The 20,519-nt window shown below is 40.3% G+C and carries 19 protein-coding genes, 2 pseudogenes and 1 riboswitch; of the genes and pseudogenes, 19 read left to right on the top strand and 2 right to left on the bottom strand.

Annotated elements, in window-relative coordinates:
* The first annotated feature begins 64 nt into the window (after positions 1-64).
* The 3 genes from AC1M85_RS08450 to AC1M85_RS08440 all read left to right on the top strand — a co-directional run bounded on the left by AC1M85_RS08450 (position 65) and on the right by AC1M85_RS08440 (position 1,174).
* Positions 65-310, top strand: coding sequence for a hypothetical protein (locus AC1M85_RS08450; protein ID WP_481612544.1), 246 nt, complete (start codon positions 65-67; stop codon positions 308-310).
* A 66-nt stretch (positions 311-376) separates the two neighbouring features.
* Positions 377-628, top strand: a complete 252-nt coding sequence (locus AC1M85_RS08445) for a hypothetical protein (protein WP_481596956.1) — start codon at positions 377-379, stop codon at positions 626-628.
* A 213-nt stretch (positions 629-841) separates the two neighbouring features.
* Positions 842-1,174 (top strand): Imm42 family immunity protein, encoded by a 333-nt coding sequence (locus tag AC1M85_RS08440; RefSeq protein WP_481595413.1) that lies wholly within the window; start codon positions 842-844, stop codon positions 1,172-1,174.
* Position 1,175: 1 nt separating this feature from the next.
* On the opposite strand, the pseudogene AC1M85_RS08435 reads toward AC1M85_RS08440, so the two are convergent.
* Positions 1,176-1,376 (bottom strand): annotated as a pseudogene (locus AC1M85_RS08435) (transposase family protein); the annotation flags it as partial.
* 37 nt (positions 1,377-1,413) lie between these two features.
* On the opposite strand from AC1M85_RS08435, the pseudogene AC1M85_RS08430 reads away from it, so the two are divergent.
* The 7 genes and pseudogenes from AC1M85_RS08430 to AC1M85_RS08400 all read left to right on the top strand — a co-directional run.
* Positions 1,414-2,043: pseudogene (locus AC1M85_RS08430) on the top strand (methylenetetrahydrofolate reductase C-terminal domain-containing protein); the annotation flags it as partial.
* A gap of 207 nt (positions 2,044-2,250) precedes the next feature.
* Positions 2,251-2,931 carry a GntR family transcriptional regulator gene (locus AC1M85_RS08425; protein WP_481589877.1) on the top strand — a complete coding sequence of 227 codons (681 nt, stop codon included), beginning with the start codon at positions 2,251-2,253 and terminating at the stop codon, positions 2,929-2,931.
* Between the two features lie 214 nt (positions 2,932-3,145).
* Positions 3,146-5,239, top strand: a complete 2,094-nt coding sequence (locus AC1M85_RS08420; protein ID WP_488212882.1) for a TonB-dependent receptor — start codon at positions 3,146-3,148, stop codon at positions 5,237-5,239.
* Complete coding sequence (locus AC1M85_RS08415) at positions 5,239-6,255, top strand: ABC transporter substrate-binding protein (protein ID WP_488212881.1); 1,017 nt, start codon at positions 5,239-5,241, stop codon at positions 6,253-6,255. Before AC1M85_RS08420 ends, AC1M85_RS08415 begins: the two co-directional genes overlap by 1 nt.
* On the top strand, positions 6,252-7,268 hold the full coding sequence (locus tag AC1M85_RS08410; RefSeq protein WP_488212880.1) for a FecCD family ABC transporter permease: 1,017 nt from the start codon (positions 6,252-6,254) through the stop codon (positions 7,266-7,268). Before AC1M85_RS08415 ends, AC1M85_RS08410 begins: the two co-directional genes overlap by 4 nt.
* Entirely contained in the window at positions 7,265-8,029 is a 765-nt protein-coding gene (locus AC1M85_RS08405) for an ABC transporter ATP-binding protein (protein WP_488212879.1), read from the top strand. The genes AC1M85_RS08410 and AC1M85_RS08405 overlap by 4 nt, the downstream gene beginning before the upstream one ends.
* 1 nt (position 8,030) lies before the next feature.
* Entirely contained in the window at positions 8,031-8,534 is a 504-nt protein-coding gene (locus tag AC1M85_RS08400) for a GNAT family N-acetyltransferase (RefSeq protein WP_488212878.1), read from the top strand.
* A gap of 54 nt (positions 8,535-8,588) precedes the next feature.
* Here AC1M85_RS08400 and AC1M85_RS08395 read toward each other — a convergent pair whose 3' ends face one another.
* Complete coding sequence (locus AC1M85_RS08395) at positions 8,589-9,257, bottom strand: epoxyqueuosine reductase QueH (protein ID WP_092766431.1); 669 nt, start codon at positions 9,255-9,257, stop codon at positions 8,589-8,591.
* Between the two features lie 336 nt (positions 9,258-9,593).
* Here AC1M85_RS08395 and AC1M85_RS08390 point away from each other — a divergent pair, with 336 nt between their 5' ends.
* The 9 genes from AC1M85_RS08390 to uca all read left to right on the top strand — a co-directional run bounded on the left by AC1M85_RS08390 (position 9,594) and on the right by uca (position 20,492).
* Positions 9,594-10,577 (top strand): putative oxygenase MesX, encoded by a 984-nt coding sequence (locus AC1M85_RS08390; protein ID WP_092766430.1) that lies wholly within the window; start codon positions 9,594-9,596, stop codon positions 10,575-10,577.
* A gap of 50 nt (positions 10,578-10,627) precedes the next feature.
* Positions 10,628-11,671, top strand: a complete 1,044-nt coding sequence (locus AC1M85_RS08385; protein ID WP_092766429.1) for a methionine synthase — start codon at positions 10,628-10,630, stop codon at positions 11,669-11,671.
* Between the two features lie 96 nt (positions 11,672-11,767).
* Complete coding sequence (locus tag AC1M85_RS08380) at positions 11,768-12,262, top strand: flavin reductase (protein ID WP_180027880.1); 495 nt, start codon at positions 11,768-11,770, stop codon at positions 12,260-12,262.
* A 43-nt stretch (positions 12,263-12,305) separates the two neighbouring features.
* Positions 12,306-13,106 carry a sulfite exporter TauE/SafE family protein gene (locus tag AC1M85_RS08375; protein WP_092766427.1) on the top strand — a complete coding sequence of 267 codons (801 nt, stop codon included), beginning with the start codon at positions 12,306-12,308 and terminating at the stop codon, positions 13,104-13,106.
* 103 nt (positions 13,107-13,209) lie between these two features.
* Positions 13,210-14,127: a LysR family transcriptional regulator gene (locus AC1M85_RS08370; protein WP_092766426.1), complete on the top strand. Its 918-nt coding sequence runs from the start codon at positions 13,210-13,212 to the stop codon at positions 14,125-14,127.
* A gap of 300 nt (positions 14,128-14,427) precedes the next feature.
* Positions 14,428-15,102 (top strand): hypothetical protein, encoded by a 675-nt coding sequence (locus AC1M85_RS08365; protein WP_481589887.1) that lies wholly within the window; start codon positions 14,428-14,430, stop codon positions 15,100-15,102.
* Between the two features lie 220 nt (positions 15,103-15,322).
* Positions 15,323-15,434, top strand: a riboswitch (guanidine-I (ykkC/yxkD leader).
* A 28-nt stretch (positions 15,435-15,462) separates the two neighbouring features.
* A complete protein-coding gene (locus AC1M85_RS08360) occupies positions 15,463-16,200 on the top strand; it encodes an urea amidolyase associated protein UAAP1 (RefSeq protein WP_481589888.1) in 738 nt (245 codons plus the stop codon).
* Between the two features lie 15 nt (positions 16,201-16,215).
* On the top strand, positions 16,216-16,869 hold the full coding sequence (locus AC1M85_RS08355) for an urea amidolyase associated protein UAAP2 (RefSeq protein ID WP_481595403.1): 654 nt from the start codon (positions 16,216-16,218) through the stop codon (positions 16,867-16,869).
* Positions 16,870-16,871: 2 nt separating this feature from the next.
* Positions 16,872-20,492, top strand: a complete 3,621-nt coding sequence (gene uca, locus AC1M85_RS08350) for an urea carboxylase (protein WP_488212877.1) — start codon at positions 16,872-16,874, stop codon at positions 20,490-20,492.
* Positions 20,493-20,519 lie beyond the last annotated feature (27 nt).

Genomic DNA, 20,519 nt, shown 5'->3' with positions numbered 1-20,519 from the left:
TATTGGGCCCACACCTGAAAAAACTTTAGGTAAGCGAACTCTTGATTGGGCTAATGAGCTTACTTTGAAACAAATTTGGGCTACAGTTGGTTTGAAGAATGATTTCCTAACAGGTCAGGAAATTACAGAGAATGAAAGACAACTTGCAATCGCTTCAATAGGCATACCACAAAGTCAACTTAAAAATGGCAGTTTAGTAAGGATTGATATATCTAATCCAAGATCTGCAGGTTTAAGACTACCATCTGGTAATGAGGCTGGTGCAAATAGTCAGTGGATTCCTGAGGGTAAATTACTAATGGTAGTTTAGAGGCTGTTATTGATGCAACAAAGGTCAGGAAAGACATGTTAAAGGTCAGAAAAATAGGAAATTAAAATGAAATTTAATTTTAGAGATATATATGTATCAAAAGAATTAAAATTTAGTGTTGGGATTGAAGAAGGAATGAAAAAATATTATGTATCTTTTCTAGTTCCGACTCATAATAGGCAAAGTGATTATGAAATATATTATTGGTTACCAGCAAGCTATTTAGAATATATTTACGCTGAACCCGAAAAAATTTATCCATTTATTTTAGAGTGCGACAAAGGGCTACATAAAGAAATGGAAATAGATTTAACTTAAAAAACTATACTAATTTCGTTTAGATTGCTGTTTTTTAATAAAGGGCGTTTGACTGACTTTTCAAAGGAAATATTCATCAGTTCACATATGAAGGACTGGCTCAAATACTTACCATTGGGCTGGCAGTTCAGATGGTGCCAGAAATTCTTTAAAGTTAGATAATAAAACCAAAGCCATTTTGCGTAAAAATGGATGGAAGTCAGAGGCACTAGAATGATTTTAAAGTTTAATGATGATTTTTTTGTTCAATGGGATGTAATTTTTGCATTAAATGATGGATTAAATTTAGGAATATTTAGTTTTTGGATTCAGGATAAATGTTATCCAGGGAAAGGAATTAATATCACTTTGAACTCTATTTTTTATACTTTGGTCAGTAACATTGAAGTGATTAATAATCTAAAAAAAGATTTTGGAGAAAAGCCTATTAATGAAATTGATTTTTCATCTTTGGATGGTGATAATTTTGTTTGGATTGATACAGGGGAGTTATTTCAATTTGGTTTTGGTTTAGGGCTTGGTTTTAATAATAGAGTTCTATCATAAGTCATTTTTTATTCAGTTCCATGGTATAGATCCCAGCAATTAAATTGAATCTTAAGCCTAATCTTTTGCCTCGATTACGATATCGCTCGGCAAGGATTTTGAAGGTCTTCAAAGTCCCAAATACATGCTCAATCCCAATTCTTCTTTTATTGATTTCTTGATTGTAAACTTTTAGCTCAGGATCTAGTTTACAGTGCTTTTTGGCTTTTTGGCTTTTTGGCTTTTTGGCTTTTTGGCTTTTAGGTTTTAATGGTGTTCATCTTTCAGCATGCGAAAATTCAGAAGAACAGAAGGTTCTGCAAAATTATATTGAGCAATATCAACATGATGATTTAGAGGAACTTGAAGCACGCTGGAAATCTCTTTGGCAGATTAAGACTGGAGATGAGTTTGTTCCAGAATTAAATTATGATGCGCGTCAACCGACATTAGGTCAGCTGATTAAATATCATCATTTGCATGTCATGCATAAAGCCCTTTTTGAGTCCAAAATCTCTAAAGGTGTAGGTAGGTTTATTTTTAAAGCGTCCTTTTGGGATAATGAGTTGGCATCAAAAACTTTGTTAAAAACCGAATTTAAGTCAAAACATATGGTTGTGGGCTGCGAAAATTGTGGTCAATGTAGATTGGCTGATACTTTATATATTTGCTCTGAAACATGTCCTAAAGGACTTGCAAATGGTCCTTGCGGTGGCACCACATTAGATCGATGTGAGTTTGGAGATCGGGAATGCATTCACTCTGTAAAAGCCCGATTAGCCAAAGCCGTAGGACAAACTGACGTTTTAAAAGATACCCTGATTGCAACCGTACCCGTTGAAGTTCGTGGAACCAGTTCTTGGAAAAATTGGTTTTTGGGAAAAGTTTAAGTCTTTTCAATTTCTTGTATGGGTTGATTTATAGTATTGAAATGCAATTATTAATTAGCGTTATATAGGGGCTTAAATTAAATTATCCTATAAATCTAAAAGCCAAAATTTAATCTATTTTCCTATATATCAATATTTACTGATTCTTAAATTCTCATGATGACTCTATAATTTATTTATTACATAGATGTAAAACGAGAATTAAGGATGAGCATAACGCCCATTAAGTCAGGCACTGGCAATTTAGCTAATGTGATTTATCAACAAATAAAGGATGATATTTTTAGCTTTAAGCTCAAACCTGGACAACGTTTTACTGAAACGGACCTTTCTGAAAAGTATGAGGTCAGCCGTACCCCAACACGGCAAGCACTGTATCGTCTTGAACAGGAAGGCTATGTGAATGTGCATTTCCGCAGTGGTTGGGAAATTAAGCCTTTAGATTTTACCTTTTATCAGGAGCTCTTTGATTTACGTATGATCTTGGAAAAAGAGGCTGTTAAACGTTTATGCGTAATGGATCATGAGCAATCTGAAGAATTACAGAATTTAAAGCGATTATGGCTTGTAGACGAACAGGACTATAACCAGAACACCAAAGCATTGGTGCTGCAAAGTGAAGATTTTCATTGTGCCTTGGTTAGAGCTGCAGGAAATCGTCAAATCGCCAAGATTCATCATGAAATCAGTGAAAAAATCCGAATTGTGCTCAGTCTAGGCGCCATGCGTGAATTCGATATCCAGCATGCTTATCAAGATCATGCTGCAATACTTAGATGTATTTTAGCTCGTGATGCTGATGGGGCGATCCATTTAGCAGAACATCATGTCTTACATAGTATTGAGGACGTGAAGAAAATTACTCTTAAAATATTTTCGACTGTTTAGGATAAATTATTAAGAAAATGCCAATTTTAAAAAATTGGCATTTTTTTTGCCTCTAATTCATATCTTGTATACAAGAATGTACACAAAACTAATCTAGCGATGCCAGAACAACATTTGCTTAGTTTTAGTGCATAGATTTAATGAATAGTGCACCAATTTGAATTCAATATTTGTAAACGCATCAATATTGTGCGTATAAATGAGGATAGTTTTTTTGAGATCTCGTGTAACTTTATTAATAGGTTTAACTGGCATCAATCAAGGGGTGTTTGCAACAGATCAGGTCAAAACCCTAGATACGATTTATCTCAGCACAGCTTTAGCCTCAGAATCTACACAGCACGCTCAAGCGCTTACCAACTTTCAGCATGATCTATTGGATATCCCGTTTAATAAAAGCCATTTGTCGCAAGACGTTATCCAGCAGCAAGATATTCAGCGCATGGATCAAGCCCTCAGCATCGTGAGTGGGGTATTGCATCAAAATAATTATGGTGGGGGCTTTTGGGATAACTATTCATTCCGAGGATTCCAAGGCAATCCCAATATGGGGGTGGATGCCATTCGTAATGGGCTGAGTGTCAATCGTGGCATTTCTGCACCTAAAGATATGGTCAATATTGAATCACTGGATTTTTTAAAAGGTCCCAGTGCCGCACTGTATGGACGTGGTGAGGTCGGTGGGGCATTGAATGTCACCACAAAAAAACCAAAATGGACGTCTGAAACAACGCTTAATCTTCGTGGGACAACACAAGATGAATATCGTTTAAGTCTTGAACAGACCGCGCCAATCAGCGATGCGTTGGCGTATCGAATAGCCGCTGCAATGGAAGATAACCAGTCTTTCCGTGATCATGTCAGTAGCCAACGTTTATTTGTCGCGCCACAATTCTCATGGAAATTATCTGAAAATACCCAAGTGGATTTAGATACTGAATTTACCCAGCATCTAGGCACATTTGACCGTGGTATCACGGCTGTCAACAACCAGTTATTGATGGATCCAAAGACCTTTACGGGTGAGCCTTCTGATGGTGATATGCGCGTCAAAGACAATCTCTATCAAGTACGATTAAAGCATCAGCTCAATGACGCATGGCAGATGAATGCTGCGATCAGTTATAAAGATGCGCAAATGGTCGGCTATTCAACAGAACCACGCAAATTACAGGCTGACCTTGAAACATTAGAGCGTCAGCGTCGTCATCGTGATTATCAGACCGAGGATATGCTGCTCCAAAGTGAATTACTTGGTCAACTGGAACTCGGTCATGTTCAGCATGAATTGGTACTCGGTGCAGAAACAGGGCGTTTGGACTTTATGCAACGTCAATTGCGTCTTAATCACTCGGCTGCTCAGCCCAATTGGATCAACATTTACAATCCCACTTATGGGCAATTTAGCTCTGAACTACCTTTACATACCGATTCCGATGAACGTCAGCAGTACATGGCTGTGAATGTACAAGATCAGGTCTTTTTTAATGACCAATGGAATGTGTTATTCGGAGGTCGATTCGATCGTGTCGAACAGCGCTTCATCAACCATCGCACGCAGTTCAAGGATCAGAGTACAGCACAAAAGTTTAGCCCACGCATAGGCCTTAATTACCGTCCTACACCAGCACTGTCTGTATATAGCAATTATGGTGAAGCATTTTCCATGAATAATGGCATGGGTCGTACAGGGGAGACGTTTGCACCTGAAACAGCGAAAAGCTATGAAATCGGCGCGAAATACCAATGGCAAGATCACAGTATGCTTAGCATCGCCTTGTTTGATATGGGCAAAAAAAATGTTCTGATGACGGATGCGATTGACCCAAACTTTGAAGCTGCAGTCGGTGAAGTGAAAAGCAAGGGACTTGAAATTGACTTCAACCATCGTATCAATGACCAGATGCTGGTGTCAGCAGGCTACGCCTATATGGACGCCAAAGTCAGCAAAGATGATGTGTTGCCTGCAGGCTCAGCACTGAGCAACGTACCCAAACATAGTGCACATGTCATGGCAAGTTATGACCTTTGGCAAAATACGCAACATGCAGCAGGTCTAAATTTCAATCTCCATTATGTCGGGCAACGCAGTGGGGACAGCCCAACCAATACGGCTAATGGTTTCAGCTTACCTGCCTATACCGTATTGAACCTTGGGGCTTATTACCAAGCAAATCCAAATTTACGCTATCAACTGAATATTCATAATCTGTTAAACGAGGAATATTATCTATCCAGTTATAGCCATGTATGGATTCAACCCGGTGAGCCGATCAAAGCAGCGTTATCGGTACAGTGGCAATACTAATGCAAAGATTTATTGTCCTTTTACTGAGCTGTGTACTGTTGGGTTGTACGGCAACAGAGCAACCGATATCAGCAAAAATACAAAGCCCAACATCGCACTGTGTGGTTGATAGCTCAGAGACCGAAGTCTGCCTAGCTCAGCCAGCACAGCGTATTGTGTCCTTGTTTGAATCAGGTTTAGACGGGCTATATATGTTGGGGCAGGGTGCAAAGGTCGTGGGGATTCCTGCTGAGGTCTATTTACAGACCTCGTTATTTAATGCTTATTCCAAAATGGATCCACGTATTGCCAATAAGCAACTCGCTACACCTTCACAAGGCTCAAATGCCACCAACATTGAAAGCTTAATGCTATTAAAGCCAGATTTGGTGATTTTAGGTAGTGGGCAAACACAAACCATTCAATTGCTTCGACAATTTGGTATCGCAGTCTATGTGATGGGATCAGGCACTTACGATCAGGTGAAAGAAGAGCTGTATGAAATTGCACAGCTTACAGGTGCTGAGCAACGGGCTAAAGAAATTCTGGATTTTTCAGATGTGCTTCTGGCTGAAGTGGCACTCAAAACCTCAAAGCAAAAATATAAGCAATCAATATATTACGCATGGTCAGGTGGACGAATTTATTCAACCTCAGGCCGTAAATCGATTACCAATGATTTTATTGAATTGGCAGGGGCTTACAACGTGGTTAAAACGGAGACCAATCAACCGAATGTCAATCCAGAAACGTTGATTGAGTGGAATCCTGACAATATTGTACTGTGGAATACCGACCCAAACCTGATTTATCAGCGTAAAGAATTGCAAGGTCTAAAAGCAGTACAACAACAGAAAGTGTTTAATCTCAGCCCTGCATTTATCTATAACCCACATACCATCAAAATTCTTGTGACTGCGATTTATCTGCATCATCACATTTACCCTGACACCTCAGACTTAGCAGTTGAAGCCTTGCAACTCAAAATTTTAGAGAAACTCTATGGTCAGAAAATTGCCAAGGAGTTGATGTCATGAATAAGGCAAAATTGAAATACACCTGGTTTTATCCATTGCCGATTCTACTGATTTTTATGTCGCTGTTGCTAGGACCGAGTCAAACATTAAGCGCAGGGGATTATGCACTGTGGTTTATCCAGTGGATGTTGGGTACAGCGTATTTTGATGCGCAACAATTTAGCTTGATGCAAAATATTGTCTTCAATATTCGCCTACCACGCCTCTTATTGACCTTTATGGTCGGGGCTGCTTTGGCAACAGCCGGCAATGGCTTGCAAGCTTTGTTCCGCAATCCCTTAGTGGATTCCTATGTGCTGGGGATTTCATCAGGTGCCGCCTTTGGTGCCGCCCTAGCATTATCTTTGAGTTGGTTATCGCCCAATTTATCGGCGTTTATTTTTGGCGTATGTGCAGTGGCATTAACCTATGTGTTTGCCCAGCAAAAGCATGAAAGCCAAACTTCATTGGTGATGGTGATTTTATCCGGCATGATTGTTTCAGGTCTGTTTTTAGCAGGACTGACCATTATTCAATATTTAAGTGATCCTTTTAAATTACAAGCGATCGTGCAGTGGACCATGGGGAATTTACATCAGGCATCGTGGCAGAAAGTCCAATATGCGGTTGTGCCGATTACGGTGGCTTTAATGGGCTTATACGCCATGCGTTGGCGCTTGAATCTGATGGCATTGGGAGCTGATGAAGCACAAGCTGTGGGGGTGAGTCCGAAGTGGGAGCAACTCATACTGATTGTATTGGTGACGCTATGCACCTCCACTTCAGTAGCTGCCGCAGGCATTATCAGTCTATACGGACTATTTATGCCGCATATTGTGCGCATGCTGGTCGGCCCTGACCACCGCTACAGTATTCCTGCCAACATGATTCTAGGCGGTAGTTTTTTACTGCTGATTGATAATTTTTCACGAGTTTTACTGAGCTTTGAAATTCCAATCGGCATTTTCACCATGCTCCTCGGTGCGCCATTTTTCTTATTATTAATCAAAACACAAAGGACGGCTTGGGCATGATTCATATTGAACAGTTGAACTATGCCTATGGGCATAAACACGTGTTAAAAAATATTCAGCTTGAATTTCCAGCCCATCAGTTCTCGGTGATTTTAGGTCGCAATGGTTGTGGCAAATCGACCCTATTTAAACTGATGGCAGGTTTAGAACAGACCACAGATGGGCAAGTACTTTATGCGGGGCGGGCGTTAGAACAGATAAAAGGCAAAGAAAGAGCCGCGCTACTTGGATTTTTACCGCAGTTCCATAAAACGGTTTTCCCATTTTTAGTTAAAGATGTGGTGATTACAGGTCGGGCTGCATTTAGTCGATTTCGTCCATCTAAACAAGATTGGGACATGGTCGATCAGGCTTTAGTTGATCTCGATATCGAGCATTTAAAAGAGCGTCCTTATACGGAGCTATCAGGCGGGGAACGTCAATTGGTGATGATTGCCCGTATTTTAGTGCAAGCACCGAAAGTGATTTTATTAGATGAGCCGACCAATCATTTGGATGTTTATTATCAATCTTATTTGATGAAAAAATTGCGTCAATTGTCACGGCAGAATTTTACAGTGATTGCCATTATGCATGATCCGAATTTGGCATTTTTATTTGCCGATCATTTGTTCTTTATGCGTGAACATGAAGTGATTCGTCCTGATTCAAAAGCGCGTCTCACCGATCCGAAATTTTTAAAAAGCATCTACGATGTCGAGTTTCATGAAGCCATGATTCAAGACAAGACCATTGTTATCCCTGATCATTCTTGGTTGTAAAATGAATTTAACCTATGAAACACTGCAATCCGCCGATCAATCTGTCATTCAATTTGCTTTATATTCACGGCAGCTTTTATTTCCAGAACTGTATGGTGCTTGTATTCCAAAAGATATTGCCCAGTTTGAGCAGTACTATGTGGACAGTCCTTTAGGCTGTTTTATCGTGGTCAAAAATCAAGCCAAAATTATTGCAACGATTGCTTACCGTGCCTATGACGGACGTTTTGATTTGGATATGGCTGAAGGTGCTGTTGAGGTGGTCAAACTTTTTGTACTGCCTGAATATCGTCGACAAGGCATTGCCACGCAACTGTGTCAGTTATTATTTACACATGCCGAGCAACACGGCATAGAAACCTTGTATTTGCATACACATCCCTTTTTACCTGCAGCGGAGCAATTTTGGCGTTTACAAGGTTTCGACGTGATTAAACGTGAGTGGTTAAAAACTTACAATACCATTCATATGTTAAGAACTATAAAATCTGATCATCGATTTTGAAATTTAGCCATAAGCTTAATTATTTATATAGATTATAGCTAAATACTGAAGTAATCAGTCTAGATCATCCAGAGCATTTGAATAGAATTTCACACCTATTTTGATGCGATCACGCCCTTGGCTCATACGCCAACGATTAGTATCACGTAAAGAATAGACGCAACCACAATATTCCTGTTGGTAAAACTCCTCTTTTTTGCTGATTTCGAGCATACGCACAGCACCACCATTCTTACGCCAGTTGTAATCCCAATAAGTTATCCCTTCATAATGTGAAGCTGAACGATGACCACAGTCGTTGATTTGCTTCATATCTTTCCAACGGGAAATACCAAGCGAACTACTTATTAGACTGAAGCCATTTTCAGCTGCATATAAAGCTGTACGTTCAAAACGCATGTCAAAACACATAGTACAACGAATGCCTTTTTCAGGTTCATTTTCCATACCTTTGGCGCGTGCAAACCAATTGTCTGTATCGTAATCACAGTCGATAAAAGGAATGTTATGTTTTTCGGCAAAGCGAATATTTTCTTCTTTACGAATTTCATATTCTTTGACAGGGTGAATATTGGGGTTATAAAAAAAGATCGAAAAGTTGATGCCTGATTCAATCAGGGTTTCCATCACTTCACCCGAGCATGGTGCACAGCAGGAATGAAGTAGAAGTTTGTCGTGACCTGCTGGGAGAGACAGTTTTTGACGTTCAAGTTTGTTTGACATGGTTATATAGGTTTAAATTTAAACCCTATATTTTAAAGATTGAGTTGATAATTAAACCTCTAATAAGCTGATATTTTCTAAGGTTAGGTTGATATAAATTCACTTGAGCACCATTTGAGTGAACGGAATCGCATCCGTATACCAGTGATCTACTCATTAACTGCATGGATAAGTTAGCTCATCTATTCTAAATCGCTTTGAAATAGCGAATATGCTTTAACATGAGGGATTCTCATCTTAAGCTGAATTTATATCGTTTTACTCACTTTATTATTCACGTTTAAATACAGCCATTCAGAAATTTAGTTTTTTATAAAATTTTAGGTGGCAATCTCCATGAGTACAGCATTTGAGTGTTCAATTAAACGTATCCGTTTTGATGAAAACTATACGCCAGCAGAAAGTACACGTTTGACTACAAACTTTGCTAATTTGGCTCGTGGTGAAAGTCGTCAGGAAAATCTGCGCCGTACACTTGCGATGATCAACAACCGTTTTAATAGCTTGGCGACTGTCGATAATCCTAAAGGTGATCGCTATTCACTTGAGATCGACATCATTTCTGCAGAAATTGATATCGAAGGCAATGGACAAACTTTCCCATTTATTGAAACACTGAAAAGTGTGGTGATTGACCACCAAACAGGTGAACGTATTGAAGGTATGATTGGCAATAGCTTCTCATCTTATGTGCGTGATTATGACTTCAGTGTGGTATTGCCTCAGTTGGGTTGTGGCGTGGGTGAAAAACCTGAAGATTTTGGTAATCTACATGGCAAATTGTATAAACATCTGGTGAATTCAGCAGTATTTAAAGCAGAATTCAATAAAGAACCGGTAATTTGCTTAAGTGTTTCAACCTCTAAAACCTATTATCGTACATCCAATGTACATCCTATTTTAGGTGTGGAATACAAAAATGATGAATATTCACGTACCGATGAATATTTTGCCAAAATGGGCCTACGTGTACGCTATTTCAAACCAGAAGGTGGTAATGCGCCACTCGCATTCTATTTCGCTGGAGATTTACTTCGTGATTACACTGATTTTGAATTGATCAGTGCGATTGCAACTATGGAAAGCTTTCAAAAAATCTACCGTCCTGAAATTTACAATACTAACTCACCAGCAGGCGTGGAGTATAAACCAAGCTTAAGCTATGGCGACTACTCACTAACTCGTATTGTTTATGACCGTGTAGAACGTGCTGAGTTAGCAGTCAAACAAGGTAAATGGACAGAAGAAAATTTCATTAAGCCTTATCAAGACATTTTAAATAAATGGGCTGAAAATTTCGAAGTCGAAACAGCTGCTTAAAACATCCAATTGATATACAGATTCACGAATTTAGAGAAAGAAGATTAGACATGGCACTTACACCACCGAAATTATTACTCCCAACTTCAACTGCGGGTAGTTTACCGAAACCATCTTGGTTAGCTGAGCCTGAAAAACTATGGTCTGCATGGAAACTCGAAGGGGAAGAGCTTCTTGAGGCAAAACGTGATGCATTGAAATTATCATTACATGAGCAAGTCACTGCTGGTATTGATATCGTGAGTGATGGTGAACAAACCCGTCAGCACTTCGTCACTACATTTATTGAGCATCTTGAAGGTGTGGATTTCGAAAAGCGTGAAACCATGCGTATTCGTAATCGTTATGATGCAAGTGTACCTTCTGTTGTGGGCGAAGTTTCTCGTAAACAAGCGGTATTTGTTGAAGATGCGAAATTCTTGCGTAGCCAAACCAATCAGCCAATTAAATGGGCGTTGCCTGGTCCAATGACCATGATTGATACTTTATTTGATGGTCACTACAAGAGCCGTGAAAAATTGGCTTGGGAATTTGCCAAAATTTTAAACCAAGAAGCTTTAGAGCTTGAAGCAGCAGGCGTGGATATTATCCAATTCGATGAACCGGCGTTTAACGTATTCTTCGATGAAGTAAATGATTGGGGGGTACCAACCCTAGAGCGTGCACTTGAAGGTTTAAAATGTGAAACTGCGGTTCATATTTGCTACGGTTACGGTATTAAAGCCAATACCGACTGGAAACAAACTTTGGGTAATGAATGGCGCCAATACGAAGAGTCATTTCCGAAGCTACAACAATCTAAGCTCGATATTATTTCGCTTGAATGCCAAAACTCACGTGTGCCAATGGATTTGATTGAATTGATTCGTGGTAAGAAAGTCATGGTCGGTGCAATTGATGTGGCAACTAATCAAGTTGAAACCGCAGAAGAAGTCGCGAATACCCTGCGTAAAGCTTTGCAATTTGTGGACGCGGATAAGCTTTATCCATCAACGAACTGTGGTATGACGCCGCTCTCTCGTCAAGTGGCACGTGGCAAGCTTGAGGCTTTAAGTGCTGGAGCTGCCATTGTCCGTAAAGAGCTAGAAGCTTAATCAAACGTAGTCTTGTATTAATCAGGGCAAATCGTCGCAAGATCATTTGTTCTGTCTAATGTACGACACGTCATATGTATATTTGAGATGAAAGAGATGATTGAAGCAACAGACTTTAGAAATGCAATGTCTTTACTTACAACTGCGGTAAATGTGATTACAACCACAGGCGAAGCAGGGATGCATGGCTTTACTGCATCTGCGGTATGTAGTGTCACAGATACTCCGCCAACACTATTAGTCTGTATGAATCAGTCCTCTCGTTCACATGTACATTTTGTTGAAAATAAAATCTTAGCTGTAAACGTACTGAGTACTCAGCATGAACAGCTTTCGAATGCTTTTGCTTCAAGCAAGCTCAGCTCAGAAGATCGCTTCAGACTAGGTGATTGGATTGATTTAAAAACTGGGTCGCCGATTTTAGAAGATGCTTTAGTCAGTTTTGATTGCGAGATTGAGAATATTCAACAAGTCGGTACACATAGTATTTTTTTATGCCGTGTGACTGCAGTAAAGCAAAGTAATCAAGAAGAAAGTTTGGTGTACTTTAACCGTGCTTATCATCAAGTGGGTCAGTTGGAACACGCTTAACTCAACCCCTTAATCCCTTCATCTTTTTAAAAGTTAGTCTATTGTGGAACTTATAACCTTTTTAATCATCGGTGCATTTGCTGGTTTTGCGGCTGGGCTGTTTGGTGTAGGCGGTGGTACGATTATTGTGCCACTACTTTTTATTGTCTTTACCCAAATGGGTTATGATCCTGATGTCATTATGCATCTGGCACTAGGAACATCTTTAGCAACAATCGTTGTCACTTCGATTAGCTCATTAATGGCACACCATAAAAATGGTGCTGTGCTATGGCCTGTATTTAAAAATTTAGCTCCACCCATGGCCATCGGCTGTTTTGCAGGTGCTGGAATTGCTGGTTTGTTACCGGGATTACATCTTCAAATCATGGTCGGCTTATTTTTGATTTGGGTGGCGTATACTATGTTTACAGGCGCGAACAAAGCAGTTAATTCAACAATGGCTCTTCCTTCATCAAGTCAGCAAGTTGCAGCAGGTAGTGTCATTGGGATTGCATCGGCACTCTTTGGGATAGGTGGTGGTAGTCTGACCGTTCCATATCTGAATCGTTATGGGGTCGTGATGCAAAAGTCTGTCGGTACATCTGCTGCTTGTGGATTACCAATAGCTCTAGCTGGTGCTATAGGGTTTATGGTTTTTGGTATGACTGCTGAGATCAATGTGCCGAATACCATCGGGTATGTTCATATTTATGCTTTCATTGGCATTAGTGTGATGAGTTTTATAACAGCAAAATTTGGTGCCAAAACTGCACATGCCTTATCGCCAGCAATGTTAAAGAAATGTTTCGCTGTCTTGTTGGTTATCATAGGAAGTATCTTCCTTGTAAAAGGATTGATTTAATTTCACCCAAATGTCTTATCAGCCTAGATAGCTCACTTAATGTGGGTTAAAGCGAAGATTTTAATATGTCCCTAGAGGGATCATGATTTGAGTTTATTCCCATATGATCGAACTAAAACATTTGAAAATGCTATTGGCTTTGAGAGAGCATGGCTCTTTAGTCGCTGCAGCGAGTGATCTCTGCATTACACCTTCAGCCGTATCTCATCAGTTACGTGAGCTTGATCAGTGGATGGGGGTTGAAGTCGTCAACCGCAAGACGAGACCAATTACTTTTTCTAATGTTGGCTTAAGACTGTTGCAGTTAGCGGATGAAATTTTACCGCAAGTTCAGATTGCTCAAAGCGATATCACGCGTATTATCCATGGGCAAACTGGCAGAATTACATTTTCTTCAGAATGCCATAGTTGTTTTGATTGGCTCATGCCGATATTAAATCAGTATCGAAACCAATATCCTGATGTTGATTTAGATTTCGCATCAGGGTTTGAAGCAAATCCTCATGAATTGCTACAAAATGGCGAATTTGATTTGTTGATTACTGCAGACCCAATTGCATTAAAGGGAGTTGAATATTTCCCAGTATTTGAATATGAATCACGACTTGTTTTATCTACAACACATCCTTTGGTACGTGCAAAAAACATTACTGTTCAAGATTTAGCTGATGAAACGCTGATTACATTTCCAGTAGACAAACATCGTTTAGATATCATGTCGAAGTTGTTCATTCCTGCAAATATTCTTCCAAAAAATATTCGAACCACAGATCTGACCCAGATGCTGATTCAGTTAGTCGCAAGTGGGCGTGGAATCGCAGCTTTACCAGATTGGGTGGTAAACGAATATGAAACCAAAGGGTGGGTCACTTCACGTCGCCTAGATTGCGTTGCACCAGAGGGCTTAAGGCGTACTTTATATGCAGGTTTTCGAACTGAAGATAAGGAAAAAGATTATTTCGATTCATTTATAAAAAAATTAGCTAAATTTTCAGAATCAAGAAAACTTTATTACATGTAAGAAAGTTTAATCATTCTGAATAAAGTGAAGATTGAACCTCGAATGAATCTTCATATCAATAATGAGCGAAGTTAAGATGAAAATTAGATAGTCGCTATTATTTGTATGAAGACGAATTTTTTGCTTTTGATTATACTTTTTTAACTAAGATTGATGTCTGACATCGAGACATTGGACTCATCATCTGTTTGTAGAAAGTAAACGATTTGATCTCAGTCCATTGTCCACCATTTTGGTCATTTATCTAAGTGTTTTTTTTAATTATAAAACTCAATTCATTATAAATTTAAGATTATATCCATGATACAACTCATACCTTCATTTTCAGTTTCAGACTATCTCAGCTTATTTTCGATTATTTGTACGACGCTTATAGGTATCGTCGCTGTCTTTTACGGTCGAAAAACGTATTTTGTGAGTCTGAAAAGTTTTAATGAAAATAAAAATTTATATGAGGCTGCATCTTTTTACATTCGAGAATTTATCTCTGTAAGCCCGAATAAAACAATAGATCCTTTTTTGAAGAAAATTGCCAGTGATCAACTCAATGGCGGTGTCGAGATTCCTTCATTTTTAACCGATATACTTATACGCAAATATGCAGATTACTATTTTTACTTAGTGAAGTCCCTTCGCACTACATGGAAATTTTTTAAAGTTGAAAATGGAGAAATTCAATGTATTTATTCAGAACGGGAATTAGTCTTTAAAGGGTTAGCGTATGGTGCCTTATATACCGTCACCGGTTCTTTAGCTTTTTTTATATTTTCAAATTTTACTTGGTTTTTAGCTCGTTATACCTCAGATAGCGCATTAAACACAGGGATGACTTTAATCATTTTACTTGTATTTCTTTTGTTCGTAGCACTTGGAAGCTTAGTTATGATTTTTAAGTTAATCACTGTGCGTGATATCAATCAGAGTCTAAACCTACTTAAGCAATCAGAAAATAACCGCTCAAAACAAACAAAATAGAATCATGTGTTAGCTTTTTTCTTTGCACAAGAAAATTGCACGCAGGTTAATTTCGGTGCTTACCGAGTATTCTTTACTCCGACTGATTCAACAGATTTACTTGAATTAAATTCTGTTCAATACAATCAGCTCTAAGAGAAATGTTATATATCAAGCGATAGTAATACTAAAATACAAAAAAGTATTACTTTGGCATAGCCTTTGCATCTATCTACATCATCATAAAGTGATCTAGGGTTCCGATACATGAACAATCATGTATGTCTGCGACCGAGAGTTCACGGCTTAAGTTGCAAGCTCAAGCTACACGGAGGGATAAAAGCCCGGGAGGTAAACCGTAGAAGATTGGGATGGATGCATATGAGCACAATAACTTATCACGAAGATCAAGTCCTTTGGACGGAACGTTTACCGGGTGGACACCACTGGTCAGCACGTATTCAGCGTGGCGCAGTATTACAACTCAAAGCCTTAGGTAAAAATGCCAATGTGGCACTGTACTGCATCAATAGCGAAGATAAGCTCGAACGCTACAACATGCCAGACAGCTTAAAAGGGCAACATACGGCATTTTTAAGTACAGGACATATCCTTGCATCTGACCTTGGTCGCGCGATGATCTCTATCGTCAAAGATGACCATGGCTGGAATGATGCATTTTGTGCACCAAGTACCGCACAACAAATTGAACAACAATTTGGTTCAAAAACCTTTCAAGATGTACGCAACGACATGTACCGTAACGGCAAAGATTCGTTATTGCTTGAAATGACCAAGTTTGGTTTATCTGCAACAGACCTCAGCAGTACTTTAAATTTGTTTTCTAAAGTTCAACCGGATGACCATGGCAATCTCAGCTATGTGGCATCTGACAATACGAATCAAGTGATTGAACTGCGCTTTGAAATGGATTGCTTGGTGTTTTTATCCTCTGCACCGCATGCTTTAGACACCAGCACCGAATATGCACCTGCCGATGTTCAATTGTCTTTATACAAAGCACTTCCTTTAAGCGACAGCGATGTATGTCGTGATTCATGCCCGCAAAATCAGCGTGCATTTCAAAACAATACTCGTTACTACGCACTCAGCGCTTAATTGGGAGAATACAACATGACTGCACTCGTAAAATTAGAAAAATCAGTTTTAAGCGAAGTATGTCCTGCTGGTGAAGCATGGATGTGCGAAGTCAAAAAAGGGCAATATTTCCGTATTGTGGATTTAGAAGGCAACCAAGCGGTGGATACGCTGTTTATCTCGGCTTCAAACCCTGAAGAGCGTTATAGCGCAACTGATACCTTAGCGATTAATAAACAAATCTATTTAGAAAAAGGTACAGCTTTATACACCAACTTTGGCAACAAAATTGCCATCATTCATGATGATAACTGCGGTCGCCATGACACCTTAGGCGGTGCTTGTTCATGTGAAAGTAACACCGTTCGTTATGCACATGACAAATATCCAATGCACAGTTGCCGTAACAATTTCATGATTGCGCTGTCTCAGCATCCAATTGCCAAAAAACACGGCTTAAACGTGCGTCACATCGGTCCAAATATTAACTTTTTTATGAATGTGCCCGTGACCTCTGAGGGGCATCTAAAGTTTGATGATGGTATTTCTGCACCGGGTAAATATGTGGAAATTAAAGCGGAAATGGATTTAATCGTGCTGATCTCCAACTGCCCACAACTGAATAATCCTTGTAATGCCTATAACCCAACCAAAATTCAATTGATCATCCGTGAAGGCGAGGACGCATAACCATGACTAAAAAATATGGATTGAATAAAGTTCTAATCGCCAACCGTGGTGCAATTGCGTGTCGTGTCATTCGCACCCTTAAAAAATTAGGCATCCAATCGGTTGCAGTCTATTCAGAGACCGATCGCGATTCATTGCATGTGACTTTAGCGGATGAAGCGGTGTATATCGGGGAAGCACCAGCGAGCCAAAGCTATTTAAATGTCGATAAAATTTTAGAAGTGGCCAAACAAACCGGCGCACAAGCGATCCATCCGGGTTATGGCTTCTTGTCTGAAAATGCTGAATTCTGCGACCTATGTGAATCACAGGGTATTGCTTTTATTGGACCAAATTCTGCGCAGATGCGTGCCTTTGGTCTGAAACACACGGCGCGTGAGCTTGCGATTCAAGCCAATGTGCCATTATTACCGGGTAGTCAGTTATTGGCGGATGAAGCTGAAGCCTTAACGGAAGCGAATCGTATTGGTTATCCTGTGATGCTGAAAAGTACCGCAGGTGGCGGTGGGATCGGCATGCGCTTGGTATGGAATGAAGCTGAACTGAAAGATGCTTATGCAACCGTGTCTTATTTAGCCCAAGCCAACTTTAAAGATGCCGGTTTGTATCTTGAAAAATTTGTACAAAATGCCCGTCATATTGAAGTGCAAATTTTTGGTGATGGTCAAGGTCAAGTGATTGCACTCGGTGAGCGTGATTGTTCGGTACAACGTCGTAACCAAAAAGTGATTGAGGAAACCCCAGCACCGCATATCAATGATGAACAGCGTGCCTACATCCAAAATGTTGCCATTCAATTGATGCAGTCGGTGAACTATCGTTCTGCAGGTACGGTTGAATTTGTGATGGATACAGACACCCAAGAATTCTATTTCTTGGAAGTGAATACCCGTCTACAAGTGGAACATGGCGTGACTGAGCAAGTCTTTGGTGTGGACTTGGTCGAATGGATGGTCACCTTGGCCAGCGGTGATTGGACTGCACCTACTGAAAAACTCGAATCAAAAGGGCATTCAATTCAAGTACGTTTGTACGCTGAAGACCCAATCAAGAATTTCCAACCTAGTGCAGGCTTACTCACCCATGTTGAGTTTGATGACAATGCCCGAAATGAAACATGGGTAGAAACAGGCTCCAATGTATCGTCATTCTATGACCCGATGATTGCGAAGATTATTGTGACTGCGGATGATCGTGCTTCTGCGATTCAAGCTATGACCGATACTTTGGCGAAAACCTCAGTTGCAGGGATTGAAACCAATCTTGAATATTTACAAAACATTATCGACTGTGAGGTATTTAAAGCCGGCACACAAACTACACGCTTTTTAAATACTTTTGAGTGGAAAACCCAAAAGATTGAAGTGTTACAAGCTGGCATTCAAACTGCTGTGCAAGATGTTACAGGACGTTTGGGCTACTGGGATGTTGGTGTGCCACCATCAGGTGCGATTGATCCATTATCACTCAATGTTGCGAACCAATTGCTTGGCAATGCGTATAACACTGCAGGCTTAGAATGTACGCTACAAGGTCCAACGTTAAAATTCCATTGTGACAGTCAAATTGTGCTTGCCGGTGGCGATATGCCATCAACACTAGATGGCGAAGCTGTGCCAATGTGGCAAACCATCAATGTGCGTAAAGGTCAGATTTTAAAATGTGGCAAAATTACAACAGGTTGCCGCACCTATATCGGCATCAAAGGCGGGCTAAATGTACCTGAATATTTAGGTTCACAATCAACCTTTACCTTGGGTCAGTTTGGTGGTCATGCCGGGCGTAACTTACTGATTGGCGATATGCTCCCAATTACAGCATTCACAAGCGATGAAATTAAAGCTCTTGCACCTGAACAAGTGCCTTCATTTAGCCATGAATGGGAAATTGCGGTGATGTACGGCCCACATGGTGCGCCTGATTTCTTCACCAAAAATGATATTGATACCTTCTTTGCCAATACCTTTGAGATTCACTTTAACTCAAGCCGTACCGGTATCCGCCTGATTGGTCCAAAACCAGAATGGGCACGTGAAGATGGTGGTGAAGCGGGTCTACATCCATCCAATATTCATGATAATGCCTATGCCATTGGTGCCATCGACTTTACCGGTGACATGCCAATTATCTTGGGTCCAGATGGTCCAAGTCTCGGTGGTTTCGTTTGTCCTGCAGTGGTGATTCATTCTGAACTATGGAAACTCGGTCAGCTTAAAGCCGGTGACAAAGTGAAATTTGTCCCTGTAAGCTATCACCAAGCCAAACTTTTAAATGAAAAATATCATGCGCAATTAGAAGCTTCAGATACAGAAGCGGTGGCATTTGATGAGTCGTTCTATCCTGAACTCGCAACTCTAAAAAATGCGGTTCTCGATACCTTAAAAGGTGAAAATGGTGCGCCTGATGTGGTGTATCGTCCTGCCGGCAATAACTATATGTTGGTTGAATATGGCGAGTTGGTGCTTGATCTAAACTTACGTTTCCGTATTCATGCCCTCATGCAATGGGTTCAAAAACAGAATATTCAGGGCATTATTGACCTAACACCGGGTATTCGTTCGCTACAAATCCATTTTGACTCGATCAAACTCGATCAGCTTGATTTACTGCGTTTATTGCAAGTGGCTGAAGCTGAATTGCCTGATGTGACCGAGATGCAAGTCCCATCACGGACTGTATATTTACCACTGGCTTGGGAAGATTCACAAACGCAACTTGCCACCGAGCGCTATATGCAAACCGTTCGTCCAGATGCACCGTGGTGTCCGGACAATATTGAATTTATCCGTCGTATTAATGGCTCAAAAGACAAACAAGCCGTAAAAGACATGGTGTATGACGCAAGTTATTTAGTCATGGGCTTAGGCGATGTATACCTTGGTGCTCCTGTCGCAACACCACTTGATCCACGTCAGCGTTTAGTCACCACCAAATATAACCCTGCACGGACATGGACCCCTGAAAATGCCGTGGGCATTGGTGGTGCTTATATGTGCGTGTATGGCATGGAAGGTCCGGGGGGCTATCAGTTTGTCGGTCGTACCACGCAAATGTGGTCTCGTTACCGTAAAAATGCCGACTTTGAACAAGGCAAACCGTGGTTACTGCGCTTCTTTGACCAAATTAAGTTTTATGAAGTGTCTGAAGAAGAACTGATGCAGATGCGTGAGGACTTTAAAGCTGGGCGCCTTAAACTTCGTATTGAAGAAGGTGTCTTGAACTTAAAAGAGTACAACGACTTCTTAACGGAAAACCAAGCATCTATTTCGGCATTTAAGTCGGTGCAACAGGCTAACTTTGATGCTGAACGTCGTCGCTGGCATGAGGCAGGACTTGCCGAATATGTCTCTGAAAGTTTAGATGCTGTGGATGATAGTGAAGGCGTGGAAGTGCCTGAAGGGGGCTGTGCGGTGGAATCACATATGCCGGGTTCAATTTGGAAAATTGAATGTCAGTCAGGGGATATTGTGGAAGAAGGCGCTACGCTTGCCGTGATTGAAGCGATGAAGATTGAGATTCCAATTATTGCGCCTGAACGTATGAAGGTTGAAGCAATTAGCATTGAAAAAGGGCAAACTGTGAAAACAGGGCAGGTGTTGTTTACGTTGGCCCCAGTTGCTTGATGAGATAGGAATAAAAAAGACCGCCCG

Source organism: Acinetobacter sp. 24-47-64, from assembly GCF_057737055.1.
This window is presented reverse-complemented; position numbering and strand designations above follow the sequence as displayed.

What these genes read in the sequence shown, in the direction of transcription:
- AC1M85_RS08445 (WP_481596956.1), top strand. Translation starts at nt 377, where the DNA reads ATGAAATTTAATTTTAGAGATATATATGTATCAAAAGAATTAAAATTT.
- AC1M85_RS08440 (WP_481595413.1), top strand. Translation starts at nt 842, where the DNA reads ATGATTTTAAAGTTTAATGATGATTTTTTTGTTCAATGGGATGTAATT.
- AC1M85_RS08425 (WP_481589877.1), top strand. Translation starts at nt 2,251, where the DNA reads ATGAGCATAACGCCCATTAAGTCAGGCACTGGCAATTTAGCTAATGTG.
- AC1M85_RS08415 (WP_488212881.1), top strand. Translation starts at nt 5,239, where the DNA reads ATGCAAAGATTTATTGTCCTTTTACTGAGCTGTGTACTGTTGGGTTGT.
- AC1M85_RS08410 (WP_488212880.1), top strand. Translation starts at nt 6,252, where the DNA reads ATGAATAAGGCAAAATTGAAATACACCTGGTTTTATCCATTGCCGATT.
- AC1M85_RS08405 (WP_488212879.1), top strand. Translation starts at nt 7,265, where the DNA reads ATGATTCATATTGAACAGTTGAACTATGCCTATGGGCATAAACACGTG.
- AC1M85_RS08400 (WP_488212878.1), top strand. Translation starts at nt 8,031, where the DNA reads ATGAATTTAACCTATGAAACACTGCAATCCGCCGATCAATCTGTCATT.
- AC1M85_RS08395 (WP_092766431.1), bottom strand. Translation starts at nt 9,257, where the DNA reads ATGTCAAACAAACTTGAACGTCAAAAACTGTCTCTCCCAGCAGGTCAC.
- AC1M85_RS08390 (WP_092766430.1), top strand. Translation starts at nt 9,594, where the DNA reads ATGAGTACAGCATTTGAGTGTTCAATTAAACGTATCCGTTTTGATGAA.
- AC1M85_RS08385 (WP_092766429.1), top strand. Translation starts at nt 10,628, where the DNA reads ATGGCACTTACACCACCGAAATTATTACTCCCAACTTCAACTGCGGGT.
- AC1M85_RS08380 (WP_180027880.1), top strand. Translation starts at nt 11,768, where the DNA reads ATGATTGAAGCAACAGACTTTAGAAATGCAATGTCTTTACTTACAACT.
- AC1M85_RS08370 (WP_092766426.1), top strand. Translation starts at nt 13,210, where the DNA reads ATGATCGAACTAAAACATTTGAAAATGCTATTGGCTTTGAGAGAGCAT.
- AC1M85_RS08365 (WP_481589887.1), top strand. Translation starts at nt 14,428, where the DNA reads ATGATACAACTCATACCTTCATTTTCAGTTTCAGACTATCTCAGCTTA.
- AC1M85_RS08360 (WP_481589888.1), top strand. Translation starts at nt 15,463, where the DNA reads ATGAGCACAATAACTTATCACGAAGATCAAGTCCTTTGGACGGAACGT.
- AC1M85_RS08355 (WP_481595403.1), top strand. Translation starts at nt 16,216, where the DNA reads ATGACTGCACTCGTAAAATTAGAAAAATCAGTTTTAAGCGAAGTATGT.
- uca (WP_488212877.1), top strand. Translation starts at nt 16,872, where the DNA reads ATGACTAAAAAATATGGATTGAATAAAGTTCTAATCGCCAACCGTGGT.